This is a genomic window from Dyadobacter luteus, from assembly GCF_003383615.1.
GTDB classification, from domain to species: Bacteria; Bacteroidota; Bacteroidia; order Cytophagales; family Spirosomataceae; genus Dyadobacter; species Dyadobacter luteus.
Window position 1 is genome coordinate 1 of the sequence record NZ_QNUL01000007.1, and the last position, 26094, is coordinate 26094.

Annotated in this window: 21 protein-coding genes and 1 riboswitch; of the genes, 9 read left to right on the forward strand and 12 right to left on the reverse strand. The window is 44.3% G+C overall.

What is annotated here, in order from left to right; translation table 11 throughout:
* Positions 1 to 83: 83 nt before the first annotated feature.
* The 4 genes from DSL64_RS11150 to DSL64_RS11165 form a co-directional block, all read right to left on the reverse strand.
* Complete coding sequence (locus tag DSL64_RS11150; protein ID WP_115830946.1) at positions 84 to 281, reverse strand: peptidase associated/transthyretin-like domain-containing protein; 198 nt, start codon at positions 279 to 281, stop codon at positions 84 to 86.
* 57 nt (positions 282 to 338) lie between these two features.
* On the reverse strand, positions 339 to 1169 hold the full coding sequence (locus DSL64_RS11155; protein WP_115830948.1) for a siderophore-interacting protein: 831 nt from the start codon (positions 1167 to 1169) through the stop codon (positions 339 to 341).
* Positions 1170 to 1394: 225 nt separating this feature from the next.
* Positions 1395 to 2297 carry an NAD(P)-dependent oxidoreductase gene (locus tag DSL64_RS11160; protein ID WP_115830949.1) on the reverse strand — a complete coding sequence of 301 codons (903 nt, stop codon included), beginning with the start codon at positions 2295 to 2297 and terminating at the stop codon, positions 1395 to 1397.
* Between the two features lie 11 nt (positions 2298 to 2308).
* Complete coding sequence (locus DSL64_RS11165) at positions 2309 to 2677, reverse strand: winged helix-turn-helix transcriptional regulator (protein WP_115830951.1); 369 nt, start codon at positions 2675 to 2677, stop codon at positions 2309 to 2311.
* 83 nt (positions 2678 to 2760) lie between these two features.
* On the opposite strand from DSL64_RS11165, the gene DSL64_RS11170 reads away from it, so the two are divergent.
* Positions 2761 to 3639 (forward strand): NAD(P)H-binding protein, encoded by an 879-nt coding sequence (locus DSL64_RS11170; protein ID WP_115830953.1) that lies wholly within the window; start codon positions 2761 to 2763, stop codon positions 3637 to 3639.
* Positions 3640 to 3835: 196 nt separating this feature from the next.
* Here DSL64_RS11170 and DSL64_RS11175 read toward each other — a convergent pair whose 3' ends face one another.
* The 3 genes from DSL64_RS11175 to DSL64_RS11185 all read right to left on the reverse strand — a co-directional run bounded on the left by DSL64_RS11175 (position 3836) and on the right by DSL64_RS11185 (position 7666).
* Positions 3836 to 4666 (reverse strand): serine O-acetyltransferase, encoded by an 831-nt coding sequence (locus DSL64_RS11175; protein ID WP_229217039.1) that lies wholly within the window; start codon positions 4664 to 4666, stop codon positions 3836 to 3838.
* Between the two features lie 65 nt (positions 4667 to 4731).
* Complete coding sequence (locus tag DSL64_RS11180; protein ID WP_229217040.1) at positions 4732 to 6762, reverse strand: family 2A encapsulin nanocompartment cargo protein cysteine desulfurase; 2031 nt, start codon at positions 6760 to 6762, stop codon at positions 4732 to 4734.
* Positions 6746 to 7666, reverse strand: a complete 921-nt coding sequence (locus DSL64_RS11185) for a family 2A encapsulin nanocompartment shell protein (RefSeq protein ID WP_115830955.1) — start codon at positions 7664 to 7666, stop codon at positions 6746 to 6748. Before DSL64_RS11185 ends, DSL64_RS11180 begins: the two co-directional genes overlap by 17 nt.
* Positions 7667 to 8065: 399 nt before the next feature.
* Between DSL64_RS11185 and DSL64_RS11190 the strand changes: the two genes are divergently transcribed.
* Positions 8066 to 8497, forward strand: a complete 432-nt coding sequence (locus DSL64_RS11190; RefSeq protein ID WP_115830957.1) for a transposase — start codon at positions 8066 to 8068, stop codon at positions 8495 to 8497.
* 445 nt (positions 8498 to 8942) lie between these two features.
* Entirely contained in the window at positions 8943 to 9368 is a 426-nt protein-coding gene (locus DSL64_RS11195; protein WP_115830959.1) for a VOC family protein, read from the forward strand.
* 150 nt (positions 9369 to 9518) lie between these two features.
* On the opposite strand, the gene DSL64_RS11200 is transcribed toward DSL64_RS11195, so the two are convergent.
* From DSL64_RS11200 to DSL64_RS11215, 4 genes are all read right to left on the reverse strand, one after another.
* Entirely contained in the window at positions 9519 to 11222 is a 1704-nt protein-coding gene (locus DSL64_RS11200; protein ID WP_229217041.1) for an alkaline phosphatase family protein, read from the reverse strand.
* Positions 11223 to 11650: 428 nt separating this feature from the next.
* Entirely contained in the window at positions 11651 to 12604 is a 954-nt protein-coding gene (locus DSL64_RS11205; RefSeq protein ID WP_115830963.1) for a cytochrome-c peroxidase, read from the reverse strand.
* 11 nt (positions 12605 to 12615) lie between these two features.
* Entirely contained in the window at positions 12616 to 13071 is a 456-nt protein-coding gene (locus DSL64_RS11210) for a protein-disulfide reductase DsbD domain-containing protein (protein WP_115830964.1), read from the reverse strand.
* Between the two features lie 109 nt (positions 13072 to 13180).
* The gene (locus DSL64_RS11215) at positions 13181 to 14491 is read right to left on the reverse strand and encodes a peroxiredoxin family protein (protein WP_115830966.1); all 1311 of its coding nucleotides are present in this window, start codon (positions 14489 to 14491) and stop codon (positions 13181 to 13183) included.
* A gap of 359 nt (positions 14492 to 14850) precedes the next feature.
* On the opposite strand from DSL64_RS11215, the gene DSL64_RS11220 reads away from it, so the two are divergent.
* From DSL64_RS11220 to DSL64_RS11235, 4 genes are all read left to right on the forward strand, one after another.
* Complete coding sequence (locus DSL64_RS11220; protein WP_147300354.1) at positions 14851 to 16164, forward strand: hypothetical protein; 1314 nt, start codon at positions 14851 to 14853, stop codon at positions 16162 to 16164.
* A 129-nt stretch (positions 16165 to 16293) separates the two neighbouring features.
* A riboswitch (SAM riboswitch) is annotated at positions 16294 to 16392 on the forward strand.
* Positions 16393 to 16602: 210 nt separating this feature from the next.
* Positions 16603 to 17241, forward strand: coding sequence for a YceI family protein (locus DSL64_RS11225; RefSeq protein ID WP_115830969.1), 639 nt, complete (start codon positions 16603 to 16605; stop codon positions 17239 to 17241).
* A 303-nt stretch (positions 17242 to 17544) separates the two neighbouring features.
* On the forward strand, positions 17545 to 20298 hold the full coding sequence (locus tag DSL64_RS11230) for a TonB-dependent receptor (RefSeq protein ID WP_115830971.1): 2754 nt from the start codon (positions 17545 to 17547) through the stop codon (positions 20296 to 20298).
* 31 nt (positions 20299 to 20329) lie between these two features.
* Positions 20330 to 21130, forward strand: coding sequence for a DUF4397 domain-containing protein (locus tag DSL64_RS11235; protein ID WP_158547907.1), 801 nt, complete (start codon positions 20330 to 20332; stop codon positions 21128 to 21130).
* A gap of 206 nt (positions 21131 to 21336) precedes the next feature.
* On the opposite strand, the gene DSL64_RS11240 is transcribed toward DSL64_RS11235, so the two are convergent.
* A complete protein-coding gene (locus DSL64_RS11240) occupies positions 21337 to 21564 on the reverse strand; it encodes a hypothetical protein (protein WP_115830974.1) in 228 nt (75 codons plus the stop codon).
* A 299-nt stretch (positions 21565 to 21863) separates the two neighbouring features.
* On the opposite strand from DSL64_RS11240, the gene DSL64_RS11245 reads away from it, so the two are divergent.
* A complete protein-coding gene (locus tag DSL64_RS11245; protein WP_115830975.1) occupies positions 21864 to 23072 on the forward strand; it encodes a sterol desaturase family protein in 1209 nt (402 codons plus the stop codon).
* A gap of 20 nt (positions 23073 to 23092) precedes the next feature.
* The gene (locus DSL64_RS11250; protein WP_115830977.1) at positions 23093 to 25597 is read left to right on the forward strand and encodes a PIG-L family deacetylase; all 2505 of its coding nucleotides are present in this window, start codon (positions 23093 to 23095) and stop codon (positions 25595 to 25597) included.
* Positions 25598 to 26094 lie beyond the last annotated feature (497 nt).

The window sequence follows — 26094 nt, forward strand, 5'->3', positions numbered from 1 at the left end:
CGCTTTTCTAATTGGAGTAAATCCGATTCAGACTCTTTTATAATGTCAGCATATTTCATACTCAAATATACGACTTTTTATTTCTAATTTAGTATTATATAGGTTCCGTTTTTTACATAGGTAAAACAAAAAGCCCCCGAAGAATCGGCCAGCTGGTTGCTACCGCCTTCGATCCGGATAATGGCCCTGTCGAGCGCAACGCCCTGGTCGTTCAAAACGAAACCCGACAACGCACAATCTTTCTTTTCCTGAAAAGCGAAACCTGCATGCACCAAAAGCATACACATCGAACAGAACAGAACAGACCTTATTTTATATTTGATCACGAGCGCTTCCACTTACTTTTGCTCAGCCATCTGCTGATGTCTCAAATCATGGAATTTATCCTCGTCCATATCCAGTTTCCAGTAGGCTACAGCATGTTCTGACTTATCCAGATTCCAGTTTTCGCGGAAGTGATTGCGCAATTGTTTGATCGTTTCAAATTCCGCTGCTACCCAAACGTAAGGTTTTACCCCGGCGTCAGGAGTGTTTACATTTAACAAGGCATTGATGAGCAAATCGCCATGTGCGGCTGTCTCATTACGATGCAGCCAGTTAATTTTCACCTGACTTTCTGTGATAATCTCCTGCTCTTCTTGTGGTCCCGCTATTTCAATCCATGCCTCGCCAGTTGCCGATGCAGGAAGGTTTTCAAGAATTCCGCTGATTGCCGGAAGTGCCGTTTCATCTCCTCCGAATACAAAGTGATCGGCCGTGTAGGAAGCAAGTCCTTCTCTATACGCAAGACCAATTATATCTCCCGGTTGCACTTTTCCTGCCCAGGCCGAAGCCGGACCATTATCGCCATGCAGAACAAAGTCAATCTGAATCTCACCCGTTTCGGCGTTATAACTTCTGAGTGTATAGGTTCTTACAATCGGTTTTATATCCTGAGGCGGGTGTACTACTTTGCCCGATTCATCCAAAGTCGGTAGTACAGGTCTATCCTGACCAGGTAACGGAAGAAAAACTTTCACATGCGCTCCGGGACTCAAACTTTTTCGGCTTGCCGCACGACAGCCTTTGAAAGTGATACTACGCATGTGGGGCGTTACATCTTTGTAAGCAGTAACTTCTATAGTGTCAAACTGTATAGGTGAAGGGGCCTTATTCTCTGTTTGTTTCATGAAGGGAACAGTAAAATACTGTATTTTTAAATAGACTCTTTATAAATAAATACCAAAGGTAAGCCTCATCCCGGAAAAACCAATTGTAAAAAACGGATTATTTATAATGAAGACGGGATTTCTTGTTTAGACAAGAAATTAAGATACTTTTCATAGACAGATGGTTACTTAGCATGTCTATTGAACAGCGTCACTCTAACATTAGCGCACGGAATTCCTCTTAATTCAGGAGTTAAGATAATTCTCAATATTGCTCAAAACCTTTTGAGAAAGCCGCTTTTTTGCTTCGGCTGTTGAGCCTGAGCTTCCCTGATAAAGTATTACCCTTTCCGCAGATTCAAGATCTGAACGGTAAACGCCTATTCCTTCCAGATCAAAAATAGCAAATGAGCTGCCATCCCGTTTCAGCCATTCAGCGAGCGCTTCTTTTTCAAATGTGGGACCGAGAGAAGTATTGATAAATATGGAGTTAGGCTTTTTGAGTTGAAAATCGTCATGACTGAGTATCAGTGCATTTTTAGGTGTGTGGGTGGTGATTATATCACAGGTTGCCATCAACTCCGACAAAGACAAGTATGTAATTCCTTTTGCTTCCAGCTCCGGTTTTCTGCTGCGGTTGAAATAAAATACTTCCATACCAAAGTGCAAGGCCGTTTCTGCCACCATCGCTCCCAATGTCCCCATACCGATAATTCCTATACTCTTTCCTTTCAGTTCTGCCGGAGCTGTGCGCCATTGGTATTGACCAAAACCTTTGAACAAGGCAATCAGCTGGGCAAACAGAAACTCCACCGTTCCTTCGTCTCCATAATCCCGGACGCCTTTCACAGCAATACCCAGTTCCCTTGCTCTGGCGATATCGACATTCGCGGCTTTTTCATCATATAAACTGCAGCACATACCGATATACTTTACATTGTACACAGCATTTAATACCGATGCCGGGATACGTGTTCGCCAGCTGACCAGCACGGCATCTGCGTCGCCGATTCTGAGTATGATTCCTTCTTCGGAACCGGGAACATCATCATAAACCACCATCGGAGCCGACGAATACTTCTCGATTTCTGAAAGTTCGGGCTGCGTAAGACCGCAGGAATCTATGATTACAATTTTTTCAAAAGCCATTTTTCAGAAAATTAAAGATGGCTATACATACCATTACTTTCCTCAATAGCCCAGGTAGCCATAGCTCCGATGACAGGAATCAAACCCTTTCCGCTGGTACTGAGCTTGTAGGTAACATGTGGCGGAACAACAGGCAGCGCTTCCCGTATCACCAGATTATCCGCTTCCAATTGTTTCAAATGCTGAATCAAAACCTTCTCTGTAATGGCGGGAATCGCCTTTTTGATCTCGCTGTAACGTTTATCTCCAATAGACAAATGGTACAAAATAATGGGTTTCCAATACCCACCTATCTTCTCCATTGCATAGGTGACAGGGCATTTTTCCAGGGCATATTGTTTGTTTTCCTGAATCGTAGAAGTCTCTTTAACAGCAGCCATATTGATACATACTTTGGGGTAAGTACTTGTATAAAAGTAAGTACAAAAATACTTTTGTCTTATCAAATAAAAAAACAATCGACATGAAAATTACACTTGCAGGTTCTCTCGGGAACATAGGATTACCACTTACCAAAAAACTTGTAGCAGCTGGCCACGATGTGAAAGTAATCAGCAGCGCAGCGCATAACCAGTCAGCGATTGAAGCACTTGGCGCCAAAGCAGCAATCGGTTCTGTATCTGATGCAACATTCCTGACTGAAGCATTTACAGGTGCTGATGCAGTATATGTTATGACACCTCCAAACATGGGTGGTGTAAATATTATTGCGAATACCACCGCTGCAGGCGAAGCTTTCTCAACGGCAATTCAAAAATCGGGTGTTGGCAGAGTAGTGATGCTGAGCAGCATCGGTGCAGATGTTCCGGCAGGTACCGGTCCTATCGCAGGTTTGCATAACATTGAAAAGATTTACGAAAAACTGGAAAACGTAAACATCACTTTCCTGCGTGCAGGTTATTTCTTCAATAACCTTTTCAATGATATTCCTTTGATCAAAGGGGCCGGCATCACAGGAGGAAATTATCCTTCTGATGTAAAAATTCCATTGGTTCATCCTGAAGATATTGCTTCGGCCATTGCAGAAGAACTTGTGAAAGAATCTGTTGGCAAAAACATTCGTTACATCGTCAGCGACGTACGCACGCCGGCCGATCTGGCTTCTGTATTGGGAAGTGCGGTTGGAAAACCAGAGTTGCCATGGGTTGAATTCACAGACGAACAGGCATTACAGGGCATGACACAGGCCGGTCTTCCTGAAGAAATGGCCGGACTTTATCAAGAAATGGGAGTGGCTTTGCGTGAAGGAAAATTACAATCTGACTTTGACGCACAAGGTTCGCCGGTAACAGGCCAGATCAAACTGGAAGATTTCGCAAAAATCTTTGCACAGGCATTTTAATAGCTATTAGCTGTTAGCGATGAGCTGTTAGCTTATCACCTCTTGCTTTTAAGAGCATACTTTAAACAACGAAGGCTCTGCGCGAAATTTTACAGCGCGGAGCCTTTTCAGGTTATCGACTATCAGCTTTCAACTCTTATATCTGTTCCGAGTCAATGTCAAGGCTAATAGCTAAATGCTAACAGCTATCAGCTTTTCACGCTGTTTCCTTCACCGTAATCCGAAGCTGGTGTGTGTTGAAAACCTGCGAGTTGGGTTCGACGCTTTTGGTCAAAAATACACTTCCTCCGATCACGCTGTTCTTGCCGATTACGGTATTCCCTCCCAGAATGGTGGTGCGGGCATAAATAATCACGTTATCTTCTACAGTAGGGTGCCGTTTCACTTCCGCAAGACTCTTCGCCACTTGCAGCGCACCCAGGGTAACCCCCTGATAGATACTCACATTTTTACCAATCACGGTCGTTTCTCCGATCACAATACCTGTACCGTGGTCAATCATAAACGGCACACCAATGGTAGCATTCGGGTGGATATCGATTCCCGTTTTACCATGTGCATATTCGCTCACTATTCGTGGCAACATAGGTACTTGCAACAAACTCAGCTTATTGGCAATACGGTAAACCGTAATCGCATAAAATCCCGGATAAGAAACAATTACCTCATTGACACTCGTCGCAGCAGGATCGTATTCATAAATCTTGACGGCATCCTGGCGGAGATCATGGTAGATACTTTCCAGCGAATTGTAAAATTCAGTCACCACCTCTTCAATTTGCAGTCCGGATGGTTCAAGATAACTCAAAAGAAGATTTTCGAGATCGATCTGATTTTTTTTCAAAACCCCTTCGTACGCATTTCTTTTAGGTAAATGGTTGTTGGGAAACAGAAAATGAATGAGGTCGTCCAGCCAGGCAGTGGTGTCGTGAATAGAAGGTGTTGCCTCCCATTCTGCCAGGTGGGTTTTTCTTAAAATACTCAATAATGACTGCGTATTCGCCTTGTTGCTCATGGTCTGTTTCATAAAATCCGGCGCCGATCTATAAAAATCAGATCAACACCGGATGTAATTTTATAATCTGGAATCTGTTACTTCTTTGCGCTCCGCAATCTATACAAAGTATCGACCAACAGGTCTACATCTGCACAGGTATTATAAAACGCAAGAGAAGGACGAACTGTTGTTTCCACGCCGAATCTTCTCAAAATAGGCTGCGCACAATGGTGACCCGACCGTACAGCAATCCCAACTTTGTTCAGTTCAGCTCCCACTTCTTCCGTCTGGTATTTGTCAAAAACAAAAGACATCACCGATGCTTTGTTCTGCGCTGTACCGATCAGGCGTAAGCCCGGAATATCCTTCAACAGCCCCGTTGCATATACCAGCAAATGATGCTCATAATCATGAATTACATCAATCCCGATTTTATTGACATAATCAATCGCAGCACCCAGCCCTACGGCGTCGGCGATATTGCCGGTTCCTGCTTCAAATCTGTTCGGAGCATTGTGAAACTGGGTATATTCAAAGGTTACATCCTTGATCATATTACCCCCACCCTGCCACGGATCCGTTGTATTCAGCAAATCTTCTTTGCCATAAAGTACCCCGATCCCAGTAGGTCCGAACACTTTATGTCCCGAAAACACGAACCAGTCGCAATTCAGCGCCTGTACATCAGAACGCATGTGTGAAACCGACTGAGCACCGTCTACCAAAACTCTGGCTCCGGCCGCGTGCGCCATTTCCACAATCTGCTTCGCCGGCGTAACCGTACCTAATGCATTTGAAACCTGTGTAAACGAAACCAGTTTCGTTCTTGGATTAAGCAATTTGGCATATTCACTCAAAAGAATCTGTCCATCGTCATCTACCGGAATCACGCGGAGTTTCAATCCCTTTTTTGCCGCCAATTGCTGCCAGGGAACGATGTTGGCATGGTGCTCCAGGTTACTCACGATGATCTCGTCGCCGGCATTCAGGTTTTGCGCTCCCCATGTTTTAGCTACCAGGTTAATCGCCTCTGTAGCACCTCTCACAAATATGATCTCATTCACCGACCGTGCATTCAAAAACGCTCTGGATTTCTCGCGCGCCCCTTCGTATGCATCCGTAGCTCTCGCTGCCAGCTCATGCGCTGCACGGTGAATATTCGAGTTTTCATGCTCGTAGAAATACACGATCCGGTCGATCACCTGTTTCGGTTTTTGTGTAGTAGCGGCATTGTCCAGCCACACCAACGGATGTCCGTTCACTGTTTCCCGAAATACAGGAAAATCACGCTTCACCCGTTCCACATCAAAAACATTTCCTGCTGCATCCTTTACAAGCGGCAGTGCTTTTGAGCCCGTTTGGGAATCAAACCCACGACTGGCTGCATACGGATCATGACTTCCAAAACCGGCACCCGACAAAAAGTAATACTGGCTTCCGGCAGAACCGGCATTTAAAGGTACCTGCGTTTCATTTCTAAAAACTGGTATCTCAGAAAGTATACGGCTCAGATCGTCGCCAAAAGCATTGGATTGCCCGGGCAGCACCGAAGGCGATATACCACTTCCTGCCACAGACTGCGGAACCTGCCCGAAACCTGCAGTAGAAGCCGTAGGAACACCAACATGCGGATCATGGAAGCTCGTTTGCGGATTACTCAGATCCACCGCGTTCCGCTGGTTCACCGCAGACGGTGATATGCCACCCGAAGCTGGTGAAGCTGATGCAGGCTGAGCCGACGACAATGTGGGTTTAAAGAAATTGTTATCCTCTGCCTGAAAACCACCCAAATTTAAAGCATTGGAACCTGACAATCCGGAAGGCGAAACACCTAACCCGGACACAGGGGCACTGTTTACGGGGAAATGCGGATCCGGCAGACTTGTCTGCGGATCATTCACATTGAATCCGTTTCCACCAGCAAACAGCGAAGGCAGTTTATCATGAACCAGATTCAGCGCTTTGCCAAGCCTGGGATGATCTGCCAGGTCAGGAGAAAAATTAGCCGCAGGTACCTCATTCGGCATGAGCTGGAAAAGCTCGTTTGCCAGCTTTTCCAGCTCCGCTGCATCAGGCACACCACTTATATTTTCTCCGGACGGTATCTGATCAATATTTATACTCATGGTAGTTTCCGATTTCTACATCTTCCAGCACAGCAATGGCGTCGTCCACCAACACGGCCAGAGAGCAATACAGTGATACAAGATAAGATGCAATAGCCTTGTCGTTGATCCCCATAAAGCGAACCGATAGTCCCGGTGACTGCTCACCCGGCAAGCCTGGCTGATACAGCCCTACTACACCCTGGCGACTTTCGCCCGTACGCATCAGAATTACCTTTGTTTTACCATTTTCGATTGGCAATTTATCAGAAGGGAAAAGTGGGATACCTCTCCAGGTAATGAATTGTGAACCAAAAAGCGAAACTGTCGGAGGTGGTACGCCTTTACGAGTACATTCACGGCCAAATGCTGCAATCGCCTGTGGATGAAGCAGAAAGAAACCTGGTTCTTTCCATACTTTAGAAATCAGTTCATCGAAATCGTCCGGTGTCGGAGGACCGATGCGTGTTTTAATACGCTGCGAATCTGCAATGCTGTGCAACAGACCATACTCTTCATTATTGATCAGCTCACTTTCCTGACGCTCCTTGATGCTTTCTATGGTAAGACGCAGCTGCTCACTGATCTGGTTATACGGCTTGCTGTACAAATCCGAAACCCTGGTATGCACATCCAGCACAGTGTTCACTGCATTGAGGTTATACTCTCTCGGATTTTCGACATAATCAATAAACGTATGTGGCAGTTCACGCTCATCACGACCCGAACAATCCACCTCGGCGCGGCTGCCTTCTTTTACCTTGTTCAATCTGTAAACGCCTGATTCGACAGGAATCCAGTTTAAAAGATGCGTGAGCCAACGCGGTGTGATGGATACCATCTGTGGCACCGTCCGCGTTGCAATGGCCAACTGCCTGGCTGCTACGTCGCCAAGTGCTGTCTGCTTTTCGTTCAATTTGGGCATTTGAATAATGGTTTGTTTGATTGTACTCCTGTATACTGCACTTATTTAAAAGCTATAATATCCGGTGTTGCCCTGCAAACATACTGGTTTGCATGCTCCCCCTTTTCAGGAGAAAGGCATTGTACCACTTCCATTTCTACACGTTGCCACCGGAACGTTGAGTCTAATCACTAAAAGCACTAAAACGGAAACAAATTATACAATTTTCAAAATCAAAACAACAAATCATTATCATTCACAAAATATAATTTCGAAAAATTCTCTATAACCTTACTAGATTTCATAGAATAAGGAATCGGGAAACGTACCACCAAAATTTGTATACTAATTCGATAGAGTATATGTATTTATAAAATTATCTCTGTACTTTTGGAGCATGAGTAATGAGACACACCAACCATGGTTACCAACGATTTGATTAATGTCTACAAAAATGAGGAACTTGCTCTTGAAGCATTCCGTGAGTATCGATTGAGAAAAGGAATCGCCTGCAAAAAATGTGGCTGCAAAGATCACTACTGGCTGGCTTCCAAACATCAGTTTCAATGTAAGAAATGTAAATTCAGAACCACATTACAAAGCGGAACCCTGCTGGAAGGCAGCAAACTGCCCGTTTCGTATTTCTTCATCGGATTGCATTTGCTGATCCGCAATGAACAGAGCCTGACCGTGGAAGAATTTCAGAAACATACCGGTCATAAGTATACAGAGCCGCTGTACGACCTGCTCCGTAAGATCAAAACCTATGTACGCAACAACGACCCCAATTCAATCCTGATTGATTTTATAGAAGTAGCCAATCAGAAAATATTCATTTCAAAGGCAGTGTAAAGAAGGTATCAGTAAGCGAATGGCGGAGATCAGGATGGTCTTCGCCATTTTTTTTGTGGGCGCTAACCCCGATTTGCAATCGGGGTTGCATGGTTTTGCGTTTGTAACGCAATAAGAAGATTGCATAAGAAGTGATTTAATTGATCGCGTTGCAAATGCTAAAAATCTATGCTGGAACAATCTCAACTACAATGGTCTACCGGTCAAAAAGACTTATAATCGACATGGAGCAACCAATTCACCATATTATGACAAGCAATCCAACAACTTATCGTAGCGCCTGGAGCTTTTACTTATTATTTTATTCGCCTAAATTTAATAACGTTTATTAAAAAAAGGACAATGAAACCCATTAGCTAAATAGACAACATACAGTAAATCAGAAAAGATATCGACTTCACAAACTACAATAACCACTAAATCAAACCCTTAACACATTACTCTCATGGCACTCATCAATCCGCACATCAACTTCAACGGTAACGCCGAGGAAGCATTCCATTTTTACAGATCCGTATTTGGCGGGGAGTTCACAAAGATCATCCGCTTCAAAGAGATAGCAGGCGCTGAACATCCATTGGCAGAAAGCGAGGCTAATAAGCTTATGCATATTGCTTTATCAATCGGCCCAAATGTGCTGATAGGCAACGACGTCCCGCAATTTATGGGCAAAGTGAATGAAAACGAAAACAGGTCGAAGATCTCTGTAAGCGCAGAGAGTCGTGAAGAAGCAGACAGATTATTTAGCGGGCTTTCAGAAGGTGGGGCCATAGAAGTACCCATGACTGATAGTCCCTGGGGTTCCTACTTCGGCATGTTCCGGGACAAATATGGTATTGAATGGATAATTGATTTTACGTCACCGCAGTGAGATTTTAAGTAAGTTAGCATCATGCAAAGTCCCGTGAGGACACGGGCCAGGGAAGCGCTAATTTCAGTGTTTTTGCTGATCCCGTAGGGATCCAACACGAATAGCGCCGGATGTAATCCGGGGATGAGGTATTGGTAATCCAGTTCACCCCTACCTCCTCTTCCTCTCCACCTTCGTAAAATTTACATATCGGTATTCCCCGAGCAGCGATCTTTCAAGGAACAGCTGATAGCTGCCCCAGGGATATTTCACCTCAGTTTGCAGGATTTCTTTTTTAGATATCGGCGATTTGGAAGCTGTCTTTTTTAATAATTCTTTGATCACCCGACCATCCATGCCGGCCGGTAACTGCAGGTCGTATAATGCAAGTACAGTTGGGGCAATGTCAATATTGGAGGTTGGCAGTTTGGATACAAAACCATTCCGGAAGTCCGGGCCGCTGACCATAAGCAGAATATTGATTTCATAGGGACTCGAACCGCCATGTCCGGCTACACCTCTGGAGAAGTCGGATCCTGCGTAACCTTTACCATTTTCCTGGTCGTTCCAGTTCATAGCCACAAGTATGTCGCCTGCCCGTTCGGGGTGATTGTAGTGAATAACATCTAAGGACAATGTGCCACTAACCCAGCCTTTCATATCTCCTTTTTTAGCAGATTTTGTAAATACTGCTCCCACCCACTCTTCCCCATGCAATGCCTCCACTATCCTTTGAATTTTGTCATTATCATAATCCTTTACATAAATAGCACCTTCTGCCACTACCACATCATCCGATTCTTTATCCTGTTTCAGTTTCTTCTCAATCAGAAAATCCGTCAGTCCGACTTTGCCGGTATGCGTCACAAATCCATGGTCGGTGGATACAATAATGTTGCATTTCTCCTTCAATCCACGCGCTGCCAGCGAATCCAGAATTCTGCCAAACTGACTATCTACAAACCGAAGGGAGGCCACAGCTTCAGCGGATCCCATGCCATGTTCATGTGCTGCTCCATCAGGATCCGAATACCAGATTGCATTCACGAGCGGCCCGTTTTCCTGCAAGCCGTATTTGAAAAGCGCATCTGTAATCCATTGATGTCTTCCGTTCTTATTTTCTTCTTCCGGTGCTGCCCCCAAATCTGCTATGATCGCAGCTTTCTTCGATTCAGGCAAAATCAGGATCGGATTAATGATCGCACCATTTCCTACTTTGTGATTTTGTAAAAAAGCTTGTCCACTCGTTCCTGAGCTGAATACCATCATGCTTTCGCCGGCTTCAGTCAACACCTCTCCTAACGACTGTGCAGTCAGCAATTTACCGGATTCTGACTCTGCTACTCTCATCAGATCTCCGTAGGAAGTACCTATAGCAGCATTGGGTTTAACCTTCGGAAAATATACGGCATTGCCCAATATACCATGCGTTCCGGGATAAGAGCCTGTAGCATAAGAGGCGGAATTGACCCGGGTTACTGTTGGAAAAACGCTGTGATGCCGCGTTCCCAGCGCAGCGCTTTTTTTGAAAGCAAACAATCTGGGCATTTGCGCTTCAGTAATGTAGTCAGGACGTAATCCATCAAAGAATACGATCAGTGTTTTGTTACAGGATTTTCCAATTTCTTTTTTATCCAAAAATCGCTTGTCTTTTGCAACTGAATCAATATATGACACGCGGCTGGCAATAGCAGAACTGGTTACGGAACACAGCAGTAACACCACACATAACAAGCTGAAAATTTTCTCTTTATACATCATGGTACGTTTTGACAGTTCAATATACCATGAAAAACTGATCAATAGCAACAGGCGCTGATTATGGTTTATTACGCTATTCGGCACCTTCTTGTCACGAACTGTATATTGTATCAATTTGCAGTTTTGAAAACTACAACTAGCAGAAGTCCCGTGATGACACGGGCCAGGGAGTAACATATACAAATTCGCAATTTTGAAAACTTCAAGTAACATATAGTCATAACACGTTTATTACGGTGCGCTGCACCTCAAATTGCAGCTGAATTAATGTTTGCTACAAATACTACGATGAGCTGCCCCTTTTTCAGAATCAGCATTAACGCTGTTGTGCGCTGTACTCGATGACTGCACGTGGTGTTCTCGCTGCATACCATCAACTTTAACGTTGCAGATAGTAAAAACAAAAAATTACTGTCACAGATGGTAGTATATACAAATTCGAAGTTTTGAAAATTTGGATAACACGCCAAAACCGAACCGATAAAAAAGCCGGAGCTCCATTCAGGATTCTCCGGCTTTTAAGCATAACGTTGAGCGCGTACTTACTTATTGATAAAACGGTCGTCGGTGAGTGCTTCCAGGAAAGCGACAATATCATTCATTTCAGGATCAGTAAGGTTGAGCGATGCGCCCAGCGATAAGTCGCGGTTGATGCTGTTGCTGACAAACTTATCAGGTGTGTTGTAATAAGATACCACTTCCTTCAATGTCTTGAACATGGCATTATGCATGTATGGCGCAGTGACTGCTACATTTCTCAAACCAGGAACTTTAAAAAGGCCGATATGTGAACTGTCTTTGGTAATCGTGAAACGTCCTGCATCAGCCAGTTCAGCTCCGTTGAACAGACCTATATTCTTAAAACGGTCCGCCGTAAAGTCTTCGCCTGAATGACAGGTAGCGCAATTGGCTTTACCGATAAATAGTATACGTCCACGTTTGGCTGCAGGCGTCAGGGCATCTTCATTGCCATCCAGAAAGCGATCATAAGGCGTATTGGTTGTTTCCAGCGTTCTTTCAAAAGAAGCAATTGCCTTCTGAAGATTTCGCGCATTTACTTCAGCCTTGAATATTTTTTGAAATGCGGCGCTGTAAAAGTCATTCTTCTTAAGTCTCTCTACCGCTTGTTCAATCGGCAAATCCATTTCGTCATGTGCAGCAAGCGGCCCAAGTACCTGATCTTCCAATGAGCCTGACCTGCCATCCCAGAAAAAATCTGTACGTCCCGATAAGTTGGTCAATGCCGGACTGTTGCGCGGCAACTTCGTGCCTTTATCCCCTATACTGAAAGCGGCTGTGTCAGCAAATGCAAATGCCGGAATGTGGCAGGACGCGCAACTGATCGCCTGACCTTTGGACAGTATCGGGTCAAAAAAAAGCCGTTCACCCAGGTCTTCTTTGGTATCTACTTCTTTGTCCTGCATCTGAAACCCGACTACCGTTGTAAACAGACAGAGCGTCAGCAGAATCACGAAGGTTTTTCTGATCTTTTCCATTCTCTTCTATTTCAATTGACCTGAAAAGATTCCTGAAATGGGATACAAAGCCCGTCTACATTGCTGCAAAGCAGTCCTTTGATAGTGCCCTTGACAACATAGCCAGTATTATTCACCTTTATTTTCTGACGAAACTCCCCTTTATCCTGAAAATAAGTATAAGCAACTTCCCAGGTTGGATCCACCGTTTTTTTGGGATTAACAGCATTTACATCTCCGACAATGCGGAAGGAATCGGCTGTATCAATCTTAAACTCTGTTGGCAACGGACCAATGTCATTTTTAAAATCTGACGAATAGAGCTTCCAGTTTTTTTCTATGCTAGCCGAGAAGATAAGCTCTACCTCATCACCTGCTTTGGCATTTTTATTTGAAACAGATACATTCCATTTGGCAATGTCCTCCGCCTCTTGTGCGTGTAGTGTGAAAGAAATCAGTACAAAAAAAAGAAGAAGTCTGGTTATCATAAAATATCAGATTGACAGGAAGCTGCGCAAGTTTAGATTAAACAACTACAGGGCGCATGACATTCGCCCTGCAGTTGTCCCAAACTACCTTGTTACTTAACCCACCTTGTTATTTGGAGTTCTTTACTGATTTGCTGTTGGAAGCAGCAAATGATGCCGGAACAGGCTCAGCGATCAGCGCGTCGAGATCCTTGTTCCATTTTTTAACGTACTCAGTGAAGTAATCACCGGTAATCTCCCCTGTGTAGCCTGTGTGAATCTGGCGTACATCTCCTTTTCTGTCAATAATAATCGTTGTCGGGAAAGCCATCATACGGTTCAAAGCAGGCAATTTTTCTGACGCTACTTTTTTATCCGCAATACCACCGAACAAGATATCATACTCGATACCATATTTCTTTTTCAGCGTTCCCAGCGTGTATTTCGCATAAGCCAGGTCATCTTTTTGCTCAAAACCAATGGCAATCGCTTCTACTCCACGCTCTTTGTTGGCCTTATACCACGGAGCCAGGAAGGTCGTCTGATCGGTGCAGTTAGGGCACCATGTTCCGATGATTTCTACAATCACTACTTTGCCTTTGTATTTGTCGTTGCTCAACGATACATTTTTACCGTCCAGATCAGGTAAAGTGAAATCCAGTTTACTATAACCTTCTTTCAGGAAAGTTAGCTTGTAAGGATCCGGCAATGCAGCCTGTGCATTTTTGTTTCCTTCAAATTTCGTATTGTCATAGATTCCGGAGCTGATCACACCAGTGATAGAACCATCTTCATTGATTTTACCTTTATAAACCCTGGGGTTTGGTCCTGAGAAGTGAGAAAGTACAAACTCATCACCCTGTACCACACCTTCCAGCTCGCGGCTGTCGCCCACTGTCGACATCACCACACCTGTCAGCTTATTACCTTCCTGTTTCAGGATAGCAATGTTGTCAGGCATTTTTGCCTTGCTATACACGGCCAGATCCCATTTTCCGGATAAATTATGTTTGGTAGGTTGTTCCTTACCTTTTTCTACAAATCTGTAGTCTTTACCATGTTCTGCCGAAAACGGAAGTGCGCTTCCACGGAAACCCGGAACCAGACTTCTGTATTCTCCCGTAATCTTCCCGTCCGACTCCACATTGGCTACCAACGCAGCATCATAGGTATTCATCTTCACGAAGATCGAATCTCCGCTCAACTTGGTCACTTTGAAATCATCGCGTCTTGTACCGTTCAGTAACGTCAAAACCGGATGCTCTTTGTCTTTGTTGTTATACTCAAAATTGAAAGGGATTCTGGTTTCGCTGATCACGAACTCCCCTCTCCAAATACCCTGCTTCGGAGATTTACCGGCTGAATGGTCGTCGGCGAAGGCGAAGCTGCTCAAAAACGTGGCCCCTGCTAACGCCACAGACTTGATCTGGTTGATTTTCATACAAGTTGATTTTGAAAAGATTATAAAAAAGATTGACAATATTCCTTCCGGAAGAACTTCCGAAACATTTACTCGCACCAGGGACATTTGCAGGATTTCCCCCGGTTATTCAGGGCTTCATGATAAACTCAGCGTGGCTGTATTATCCTAAAACCTGAGGCAAAGATATAGCGTCAAAAAAATGATCACAATCATTTGTCTATTAATTTTATAGATTTAATGGATTTATTCGATTTCATACCACCAAACCGGTTGCAATGCCCTGAAAGCCATTCTACTTTTGCAACCCGACACACGACTACCGATTTCGTCCTGAAAAAATGCGTGTGAAGAATTCAATCCTTATTACTCAAATTATCATGTCTGAAAAAGTGACCAACGGGCTTTCCTCGCCATGGAAAGCTTATGAAAAAATTGCCGTACGCGCAGCCCTGGTGTATGCTGTCGTAAGCACGATCCCCTTCAACCCGGAGTTCTACAGCCAAAACTTCGACGCCGGATTCAATGTTAATTCCTACCCGTTCCGCTGGCTGGATGTGGTTTCTCAAAACAAACCCTGGTTTTTTGCAAGCCAGGAAGGAAAGAACTATACGGGCTGGTTTATTACTGTGCTGATATGTATTGCTGCAGGTTTTGCATGGCAACAAATTGATAAGAAACGGAGAAATGACGAAACCGTTTATTATTGGTTTTATACCGCAGCCCGCTACGGCGTGGCGTTGAGGATGTCGTGGTTTGCCTGGGCGAAAGTATTTCCTGTACAAATGCCCTTTCCGACGATCAGTCAGCTGAATACCAATCTGGGAGACTTCACGCCTGGAAAGTTGTACTGGCTTACGACAGGCGTATCTCCTTTTTTTGAAGTTTTTGCAGGTATATTCGAGCTTGTGGCCACGCTGCTTTTGCTTTATCGACGCACTACAACTTTGGGAGCGTTTATGATGATTGCTATTCTCTTACCAATCTGGTTTGTGAATATTGGTTATAACGCGGGTGTGGAACTCACCAGTCTGCATTTGCTGAGCCTTTCACTTCTGTTACTGGTCAGAGATGCGGGTAAATATTATCAGATCATTATTGAATACAAAGCAGTTGCGCTCACCTACGTTCAGCAATTTGAACTACCTGCTACCTGGTACAAATACACCAGACTCGCATTGAAATACGGGTTCATATTCCTGTTCGTAATCTACCGTGGTTTTGGTTACGGGAATCTGTATGCGAGTGGAAAATCATTCAAGCTTCCACTTGCTGATGGGCTCCCGGGTATCAGTGGATTTTACAAGGTATCTGAGTTTAAGCTGAATGACCGGTTTATTCCTGAAGCCATCGGCGACACCACAAGGTGGCAAAATGTAGTATTCGAAAAATTCAATTCAATTAGTATTCAGCTTGACAAACCTTTTAAGCTCAATACTAAAAATTCCATCCGTACCACAGAGTATTACGGGAATATTGGCCGCCATTACTATGGTTACCAGGCGGATACTATTAACAAAGTATTCAAACTCAAAAATCGCGCTGACAGCACAGTACAACTAACCCTTAGGTACGAATTGCACGATACAGGGCAGTTTCTCCTGTCTGGTGTAAATGAAAACCGTGACTCTATTTTTGTTGTTTTAAATAAAATTGAAAAGAAATATCCACTGGAACAGAAAAGAGAATGGTGATTTGTAACTTCAGGTTCTGTGGTACAATTCCCGATTTAGTCCAAAATAGCAGACCCAATCTTTGACAATCCAGAATTCTTGCACTTACCTTTGCAACGTCTTACAATTACTACCTGCGAAGTAAGCGTGGATTTATAAAGAAAGAGGGAGAGACAGGCTCGTTGAACTCTTAGCAACTTTCCAGGGCGGAATAAGTGCTAACCTGCCTAATTTTAGGAACTATAAATTTACAAAATCATGTACAACAACTTTTGTTCAACTCGTCCTGTTTTATGTCGTTCTAACAGCAAAGGGAAATGCTGCCCTAACGATAAGTGGCGAAGCTAATTGCAAGCTCATAGAGCAACAATCCCGGTCGGGGTTATCTGATCCTGACCGGATTTTTAAAATTTACTAGTCTATAAAATCAATAGAATTAATATATTAAATAAAAATAACATGAAAAAGATACTTATCCCCATTCTTTCACTGACCGCTTTCGGTCTGGTTTCATTTACAAATCCATCGGATAAAACCGCAAAAGAAGCTTCTTACGCTGTGGACGCGAAACAAAGTAAGCTGGTATGGCACGCTAAAAAAGTAACCGGTGAGCATTCAGGAACGGCGCCGATCAAGCAGGGATCGCTCATCTTGAACGACGGAAAGTTGAAAGGTGGCAACTTTGAAATCAGTCTGAAAGACCTTACGGTGACGGATATCACCGATCCAGAATACAACGCAAAATTGGTAGGACACCTCAAAAACGATGACTTCTTCGCCGTTGACAAACACCCTGTTGCAAAACTACAAATCGTATCTGCGACACCTTCCGGAGCCAACAAATACGATGTAAAAGGCAAACTGACGATCAAAGGCGTAACCAACGATATCACCTTCCCTGCTGAAGTGACCAGCAATGGTAAAGCGGTAACCGGCAAGGCAAAAATCGCCATTGACCGTACCAAATATGATATTAAATACAATTCGAAGAGCGTATTCTCCTCTATCGGAGACAAAGCGATTGATGATGTATTCAATCTTGATATATCGCTGGTAGCGGCAGAAACAGCAACTACCGCCAAAGCGAAAACCAAATAATTACACCTCCAATCCTGATTTGATGATGTGCAGGCGAAGTAGCTAACACTACACTTTTTATTTCAACAGCAGAAAGCGACAGGAACTGCAGGCTCCCCAGTCCTTTGTAAAGTTGCTCTAAGAGTGCCCGTGCATCATCAAATCAGAATAACGTTTACCATATAGCGTTCATACGCTTCCCGCACTTCATTCAAATTCGATCTGAATCTCTGGTGTACCGCAATCGTCGCCAGTCTGACTTATCCCTTTTACAGTTTTTAGAAATCGCGAGGCATATAACATGCTTCCAAAACCTGTCATTGAATGAAAAACTATTTTTTACTCCTTTTACTTTTTATCTCCACTGCCACGCTCGCCCAGCAACGCATTATCACGGGTCGGGTTACGGCCTCCGAAAACGGCGAGCCATTACCGGGAGTGAACATCACCATCAAAAATACACGCCAGGGCACCATCACCGACGGCGACGGAAAATTCACACTGACTGTCGTAAAAGGCGAGACTTTGATTTTCTCCTTCATCGGTTTTCTGGCAAAGGAAGTGCCTATTCATGCTTCCAATGAATACAATGTGGCACTTCAGACAAGTACGCACACATTGGGCGAAGTACAGGTTGTAGGCTCACGCAATGCGAACCGCACCAAACTGGATTCTCCCGTTCCGGTGGATGTAATTGATTTGAAACCACTTCTGGAATCCGCACCGCAGGTGAGTATCACACAACTTTTACAATACGTATCACCTTCTTTCCATTCAGTAAACGGAAGTAATGCCGGAGATGCGGGCTCTGCGCTGAACCTTTCTCAACTCAGAGGATTGGGAGTGGATCAGGTGCTGGTACTTGTAAATGGCAAGCGTCGCCACAAAAGCTCTAATATTAACTGGGGAGGATTGGGTAATGGCGCGACGGGCTATGACCTGAATTCCATTCCAACCGCCGCTATTGAAAGAGTTGAAATCCTGAGAGACGGAGCTGCCGCTCAATATGGCTCTGATGCGATTGCCGGGGTAATCAATATTGTATTGAACAAAAGCACTGAGCAACTTACCATCAGTTCTACGGCCAGTACACGTCGTCGCGGTGATGGTACCACCACTCGTACGAATGCCAACTATGGTTTTGCGTTAGGAAAAACAGGAGGTTATCTCAACACTACAGCTGAATTTGCTACGCAGGCTATCGCGCTTTTACCAGGTAATGACGATGCCGGATTATACCTGGGACCAGTGTACGGAGGCGGTGCGAATACCCGTAATTACGATGCTATATACACCAAAGAAATTGACGAAGCGATTCTGGCGAGCAGAGGTATTGACCGCCATTTTTTTGACCGTCGCGCAGGTGGTTCCAACAAGGCTAAGGATGCACTTTTGTTCTTCAATGCAGCCATTCCATTGAGACAAAATGCAGAGGTGTATGCTTTCGGAGGGATCAGTCATCGTAACTCGCAATTTACAGCAGTATACCGTCTGCCGGGCTGGACAGAGCGTAACAACTCATTCCTCTACCCCGACGGCTTCCTGCCTGCCATGGAAAACATCATTTCTGATAAATCGCTGGCGGTAGGTATCAAAGGTAAAATCCGTGACTGGGATGTAGATATTTCCAATGTTTACGGGAAAAACGATTTTGGCAACGTGATTACCAATTCTCTGAATGCAAGTTTGGGTTTGAAAACGCCGAGGACATTCGATGCAGGGAGCTACAATGCCAGCCAGAATACAGGAAGTATCGACATCAGCCGCTATTTTGACAAAGTATTGAAAGGGATCAACGTAGCATTCGGAGCGCAGTACCGTGTTGAAACGTATCAGATCATTGCAGGGGAATCGGCCTCCTATTCCAAAGGAGATTTGAGAACCGTATGGGGATTGGATACAACAGCAACCGGTATTATTTACAATACCAATGAAGGACAAATCGGATTGAACGGACTTTCTCCGGGTTCTCAAATTCACGCAGGCTTTCGTCCTGAAAATGCTGTGAACGTAAACCGCTCGATCCTGGCCGGCTACGTAGATGTGGAAGCAAATATTACTCAAAACTGGCTGGTATCCGGCGCCTTACGACTTGAAAATTTCTCCGGGCTGGGTAACGTAACGACCTACAAAATTGCAACCAAGTTCAATATTTCGGATCGTCTGGGTCTGCGCGGATCACATAATACGGGTTTCCGTGCTCCTGACCTTGCCCAGTATTATTATACTGAAACTTCAACCAGTTTTCAGCAGGGCCGCGCTATCGACCAGGTCACTGCCTCCAACCAAAGTGCCGCTACCCGTGCACTCGGTTTCCCAACACTTACACCTGAAAAATCAAAAGGTTATACACTAGGAATCACCACGCAGCCTTTCAGAAACTTTGAACTGACTGCAGACGCATATCTGGTAGATGTAAACAACCGTGTGGGAAACACAGGAAATTTCTCGGCAACGGATGTGAACCTGCCACTAGAAGTGCGTAATCTTTTTGTACAGACAGGAACAACGCAGGCCAAATTCTTCTATAACTCATTCAGTACAAGAACGAAAGGATTGGAGATTACTGGTAGCTACCGTACACCATTCAGAGGCGGCGCACTGAACCTGTTGTTGGGAGCCAATTTTGTAAGAAATGAAGTAACCAGCGTGAACACACCGGCAGGACTGGAAGCTTACCGCTATATCATTTTCAACGACGGTGAAAAAGCGCGGGTAACTTCGCACATTCCTGGTCAGAAGATTAATGTACAGGGAACTTACAAACTTGGAAAACTGACCTATATGGCACGTGCTATTTATTTCGGCTCCGTAACGACAGCTTCAGCCTTGAATGCAAATTTCCCTCAGCCCGATTATTTCTACCAGAAACTGAAACCTATCTGGGTTGTGGATGCGTCAGTAGCTTATTCGTTCACAAAGTCGCTGCAAGGTGTAATTGGTGTAAACAATGCTTTCAACCAATTGGGCGACTATACCGATCCTTCTCTGAATCCACGTAACAATCCTTCAATCATAGGCTTGCAGAACGGCAGCGCGGGAATTCAGCCTTTCATTCGTATCACCGCTAAACTTTAATCCAACCTTCGTTAATTCTCAGACAATGAAAATGAATACATTCCAATTATCGAAAAGGATCCAGTCGGTGTTGCTGTTCGTGCTGGGCGCGACTGCCCTAACGGGCTGTGAAGACACCTCCTACCTGGACATTGATGCGGCCGACAGACCTCCGCTAAGCGCTTACATTAGTTTTGTAAATGCCCGTCCGGTTAATGCAGGAATCAGTTTCTGGACGTTCACAGATAAAATCACTCCAACGCCAGTGGCGATCAACCAGGCTTCTGAATACTACCCGACTGTATTCGGAAGTGTACAGATTAACATAACAGAAGGGAATAATACCAGTTATAAAGCATCGTATCAGTTTGGCAACAGCGCTACGTTTTCAGCCACCGGCAGACCGAACGGACCTATCGCCACTTTTTACCACACTGTAGTGGCTGCCCGCACCAGCAAAAACAACGCCGATTCACTGATCCTTTTTTATGATGATCTGAAAGCGCCGGATGCAGGTAAAGCTAAATTACGATTTGTGAATCTCTCACCGGGTGCAGGAACACTGAACGTACTGAAAGATAAAACACCTCTCTTCACCAACGTAGCCTACGGAAGGGCTGCCAATTCATCCCTTAGCGGAGAAACACTCAGTGCCTGGTCACTTGGGCCATTCCAAAGTGTGGATCCGGGATCTTACCCACTCAATTTTACCAATGCAACCAACGGCAACACTACCGGCAGTACTTCTACTATCACATTGGAAGCAGGTAAAATTTACACCGTCTTCACAAACGGATTGTTACAAGGAACACCGGAGTTCGGCGTCAAAGTGATCGAACATCCTGTGAAATAGATAATTGGTGATGGAAGTTGAATACTCCGTGATGGGTTTCCCATTGCGGAGTTTTTTGTTTTGAGCAGGTATGTCCGCGAAGGTTACAGTATTTTGCCACGGATCGCACACATGGACACCGATATGGTATTATCAGACAATAAAAAGCTCCGGCCAAACGACCGGAGCATATAAAGACAACAACAAAATGTGAATGTCCGCAATACTTAACCTTCCACCAGCGCTACATTTTTGGAACGCATCAGACGTACAACTGAATTAAATTTGACCAGATCGGAAGCTTCAAAGCGCAGGATACCCACCACATCTTTCCCAATGCTGCTGAAATTAAGATGACTGATACGAACTCCCTGCACAGATTCTACCAGGGATGTGATATGATGAATACTTTGGGACTTAGGATAAGTCAGTTTCAATTGATAAGTGTTTTCCATGACATTCAGCTGTTTTGTTGATTATATTTTTCTATTTAGTCTACTAACTTTATATAGTATACAAATATAAAGATGTCACCAGTATCTCCCAATCATAAACAATGAAATATCTGCAACGTACCACCACACAGATTAAGAAAAATAACAATAACCAAAATTCACATTATCAATGCATTAAGTATCATCATACAAAATATTACCCCTTCCCTCTTGCATGATTAATAGCAAATATTAAAACGCTTGTTTACATTTGTACATATACTCTATATTTTAACTATACTATTACAGTATTTCTTGTGATGAATCTCAATTACATGGCCATCGCAGTACCCTTTTTCTTAACCTTTATTGCCATTGAATATCTGGTGGCAAAGAAGATGGGCAGAAAAGTTTTCCATTTCAATAGCTCCATAGCGAACATGAATGTGGGCATCGCAGAAAGGCTCATTGATATGTTTACAGCAGCTGCTTTTTATTTTTTCTACGAGTACCTTCATCAGCACTACGCTATTTTCGACATCAAAGCTACCCTGCTTACCTGGATCGCACTCATTCTGGCCACTGATCTTATATGGTATTGGTACCACCGGTTTGGTCATAAAGTCAATCTGTTCTGGGCCTTTCACGTAGTACATCATACCAGCGAAGAATTCAATTACACAGCCGGAACGCGTATCACTATTTTCCAGGCTGTGGTCAGAACCTTGTTCTGGGCAGTTTTGCCTGTTATTGGTTTTCCGGCCCCCATGATCACCACCATGCTTATCGTACATGGGCTATACCCATTTTTTACTCATACACAACTGATAGGTAAACTTGGAATTCTTGAATATATCCTGGTGACCCCTTCTCATCACAGGGTACATCACGCGAGTAATGAAGCTTATCTCGACAAAAACTTCGGTGATATGTTTATCATCTGGGACAAGATTTTCGGAACCTTTCAGGAAGAGGAGGAAGAAGCAAAATACGGTCTTACCAAGCAACTCGACAGCTACAGCTTCCTTTGGCAGCATTTCCATTATCTGGTGGAATTGTGGTACGCAGCCAAAGCGAAAACAGGTATTATCAATAAAGTGAAGCTCTTTTTTGGGAGCCCCGCGGATTTCGATCCGGAAGTACGTGCCATTGTAGAAAGAAAATTTCTCTCGAAGCATAAGGTACGTGTCAGTACACAAAAGTTCAGGACGTACGTACTGGTTCAGTTTTCAGCCATGCTCATCATGCTTTTTTTCCTGCTACTGTTTGAGCATCACACCGACTTGTTTCTTCAACTGATGGCTGCGCTGGTCATTCTGGTGACGCTGATCAACTGCGGAGCCATTCTGGAACAACGCCGCTGGGTATTTTTTCTGGAACTGGTAAGAGGTTTTCTCATTGTCTTTACCACCTTTTACTATTTCCCTCACCCCACCACCTTTGTCTTGCTAAGCCTGTTTACAGTAGGTTCACTGGTTTATTTTTCAACATTACAGCGACAGTATCTCAATACGATCTATGGCCGATAATCCCTAATCCATGTACGCCTATGAAACCAGTTCTGCGTCATTTTCCATTACCTGTAATCCTATTGATCGGAATGGCTATTTCAAAAAATATATGGGCTCAGGTTCCGTCCTGCGCATCTTCATCAGAAATTCTGCTGGACATTCAACGACTCAATGTGTTGGGTAATGTGCTGTACTTCGGTGCGCATCCGGATGACGAAAACCCGACTTTCATCGCGTACATGTCCAACGAAAAGCATTACAATACCGCCTACTTTTCTCTTACAAGAGGCGACGGAGGACAAAATGCGCTGGGTACTGAAATCAAGGAAAATCTGGGAATCCTACGTACACAGGAATTGCTCCAGGCCAGAAGAATAGATGGTGGGAAACAATTTTTTTCGAGAGCCATTGATTTTGGATTTTCAAAGAGTGCAGAAGAGGTATTTACCATTTGGGATAAAGAAAAGATATTGTCAGATGCGGTTTGGGTGATACGTAAATTCCAACCTGATGTGATCGTAACACGCTTCCCTCCTGACGAGCGTGCAGGACACGGGCACCATATTGCCTCTGCCATTCTGGCTGAAGAAGCGTTTGATGCGGCAGCCGATCCTGCCCGTTTTCCGGAACAGTTGCAATACGTAAAACCATGGAAAACCACCCGGCTCGTATGGAATGCCGGTATGTGGTGGAATCAGAGACGTGATGAAGTGGATGAAAAAGATGCTAGAGAATGTATCAAAGTAGATGTGGGCGTGTTCAATCCGGTACTCGGAAAATCGTACGGAGAAATAGCAGCAGATAGCAGAACAATTCATAAATCGCAGGGATTTGGTACAGCAGGATTCCGCGGCTCACTGATTGAGTATTTCAAACATGTAAAGGGAAAAAAAGCGCATGAAGACCTTTTTGATGGAGTCAATACCAAGTGGAGTCGCATCGGCAACACTTCTCAAATTCAGAATCTGGTCAATGACGCCATCCGGGATTTCAGGTATAATGACCCTTCCGCATCTATCCCAACCTTGCTTAAACTCAGATCGCAGATTGAACAACTTCCTGAAGCTTACTGGCGGGGGGAAAAGTTGCAGGACATTAATAAATTGATTCAGGAAATTCTCGGATTATATGTTTCTGTAAAATCCAACGATTTTGCATTTAGTCCCGGAGATCGTGCACGATTGCACATAGAGGTTACCCACCGATCGTCGGTACCTGTTTCACTTACCAAAATAGTTCTTCCTTTCGCTAAAAAGGATTCTGTTGTAAACCTGGCATTGAACAAAAATCAAAAAACAGAATTCACAACTACTGTTACAATACCCGCAACGACTTCCTACTCGCAACCCTATTGGCTCGAAGAAGAAGGTACCTTAGGGGTTTTCAAAATTCGGGACCAGCAGTTGACTGGACTTGCAGAAAACAAGCCGGTGGCAGAATCATGGTTTAGTTTTAACGTCGGCGGCGAAGAAATACGGTTCTCTGTGCCGGCTGTATTTCAAAAGACAGATCCACTGCTTGGCGAAATTTACCAGCCGCTGGCTATAACACCACCGGTTTACGTTGCGACAGACGAAAAGGTATATCTGTTTGATGGCAGCAACAGTAAAAAAGTGAAAGTGACAGTTAAATCGGGAATTGATCAACTAACTGGTGAAGTACGCCTTAAACTACCCAAGGGCTGGAAAGCCAGCCCGGCGTCACAGCCGGTAGACTTATTGGTGAAAGGAGCTGAACAATACTTTCATTTCGAGCTTTTCCCACCCGACTATGCAGATGAGGCAGAGATACATGGTGAGGTTGTAGTTGGAGGAAAAACTTATAATCAGAGTCTGAATGTAATCAGCTATCCACACATTCCGACACAAATCAGCTTTCCGCAAGCGCGTTCGAAAGTGGTAAAAGTGGATATTCATAAAAACGGACAGCTTATCGGCTATCTCAAAGGAGCCGGGGACATGGTTCCTTCCAGCCTGCAACAAATTGGCTATGACGTTTCTTTGCTTGATGATACCAATATCACAACTGAAAATCTGCAGCATTTTGACGCAGTGATCGTAGGTGTGAGAGCCTACAATATGGTAGAAAGGCTAAAGGTGCTTAATCCGATATTGCTCCAATACGTTGAGAATGGCGGGAACCTGATTGTTCAGTATAATTCGGATCAGGGATTATTGATGAACAATTTCGGTCCGTATCCTTTTACAGTCAGTAACAAAAGAGTTACGGTTGAAAATTCTGAAGTACGCTTCCTGAATAAAAACAGTAAGGCACTTAACTATCCCAACAAAATCACGGAAAAGGATTTTGAGGGCTGGGTGCAGGAACGTAGTTTGTACCAGCCTGAAAATTGGTCGGATCAATATGAAACACTCATTTCCTGCAACGATCCTGGCTGCGAAAAGCTGGATGGCGGTATTCTAATTGCCAAATATGGGAAGGGGAATTATGTGTATACAACCATGAGTTGGTTCCGGCAATTACCTGCCGGCGTGCCTGGGGCGTATCGGGTATTTTCAAATCTGATATCGCTGGATCGGTAACGGGAATGCGTTGTAAATCATTTTTGGTGTTCAACCCCATCCGGGGTTGGTATGTTAAAATAATCCATATTCCTTCGCCGGGTTTCCACCCGGCGCTATTCGTATTGAAGCCCTACAGGCTTCTGTGCCTCAATCCGAACTCCAAAAACGGCAGGGGTTGCTTCGGTATACCTTATCATTTCATACAACCGGGCTACACCCGGCTCTATTCATGTTGAAGCCCTACAGGCTTCTGTGCCTAAATCCGAACTCCAAAAACGGCAGGGTTTGCTTAGGTATACCTTATCGTTAATACATCCGGGTTACACCCGGCTCTATTCATATTGAAAGCCTTCCGGGCTTCCGCTCATCAATCCAATATCTTCACACTTCAATCATTTTCGCAAACCCGGCAGGGTTTGAATACGAATAGCCAGGGATAAAATCCCTGGTTGTTCACGATTAGGCTGATTTCTATGCCAACCCCGGCAGGGGTTGAACGGACACTCTTATAAATT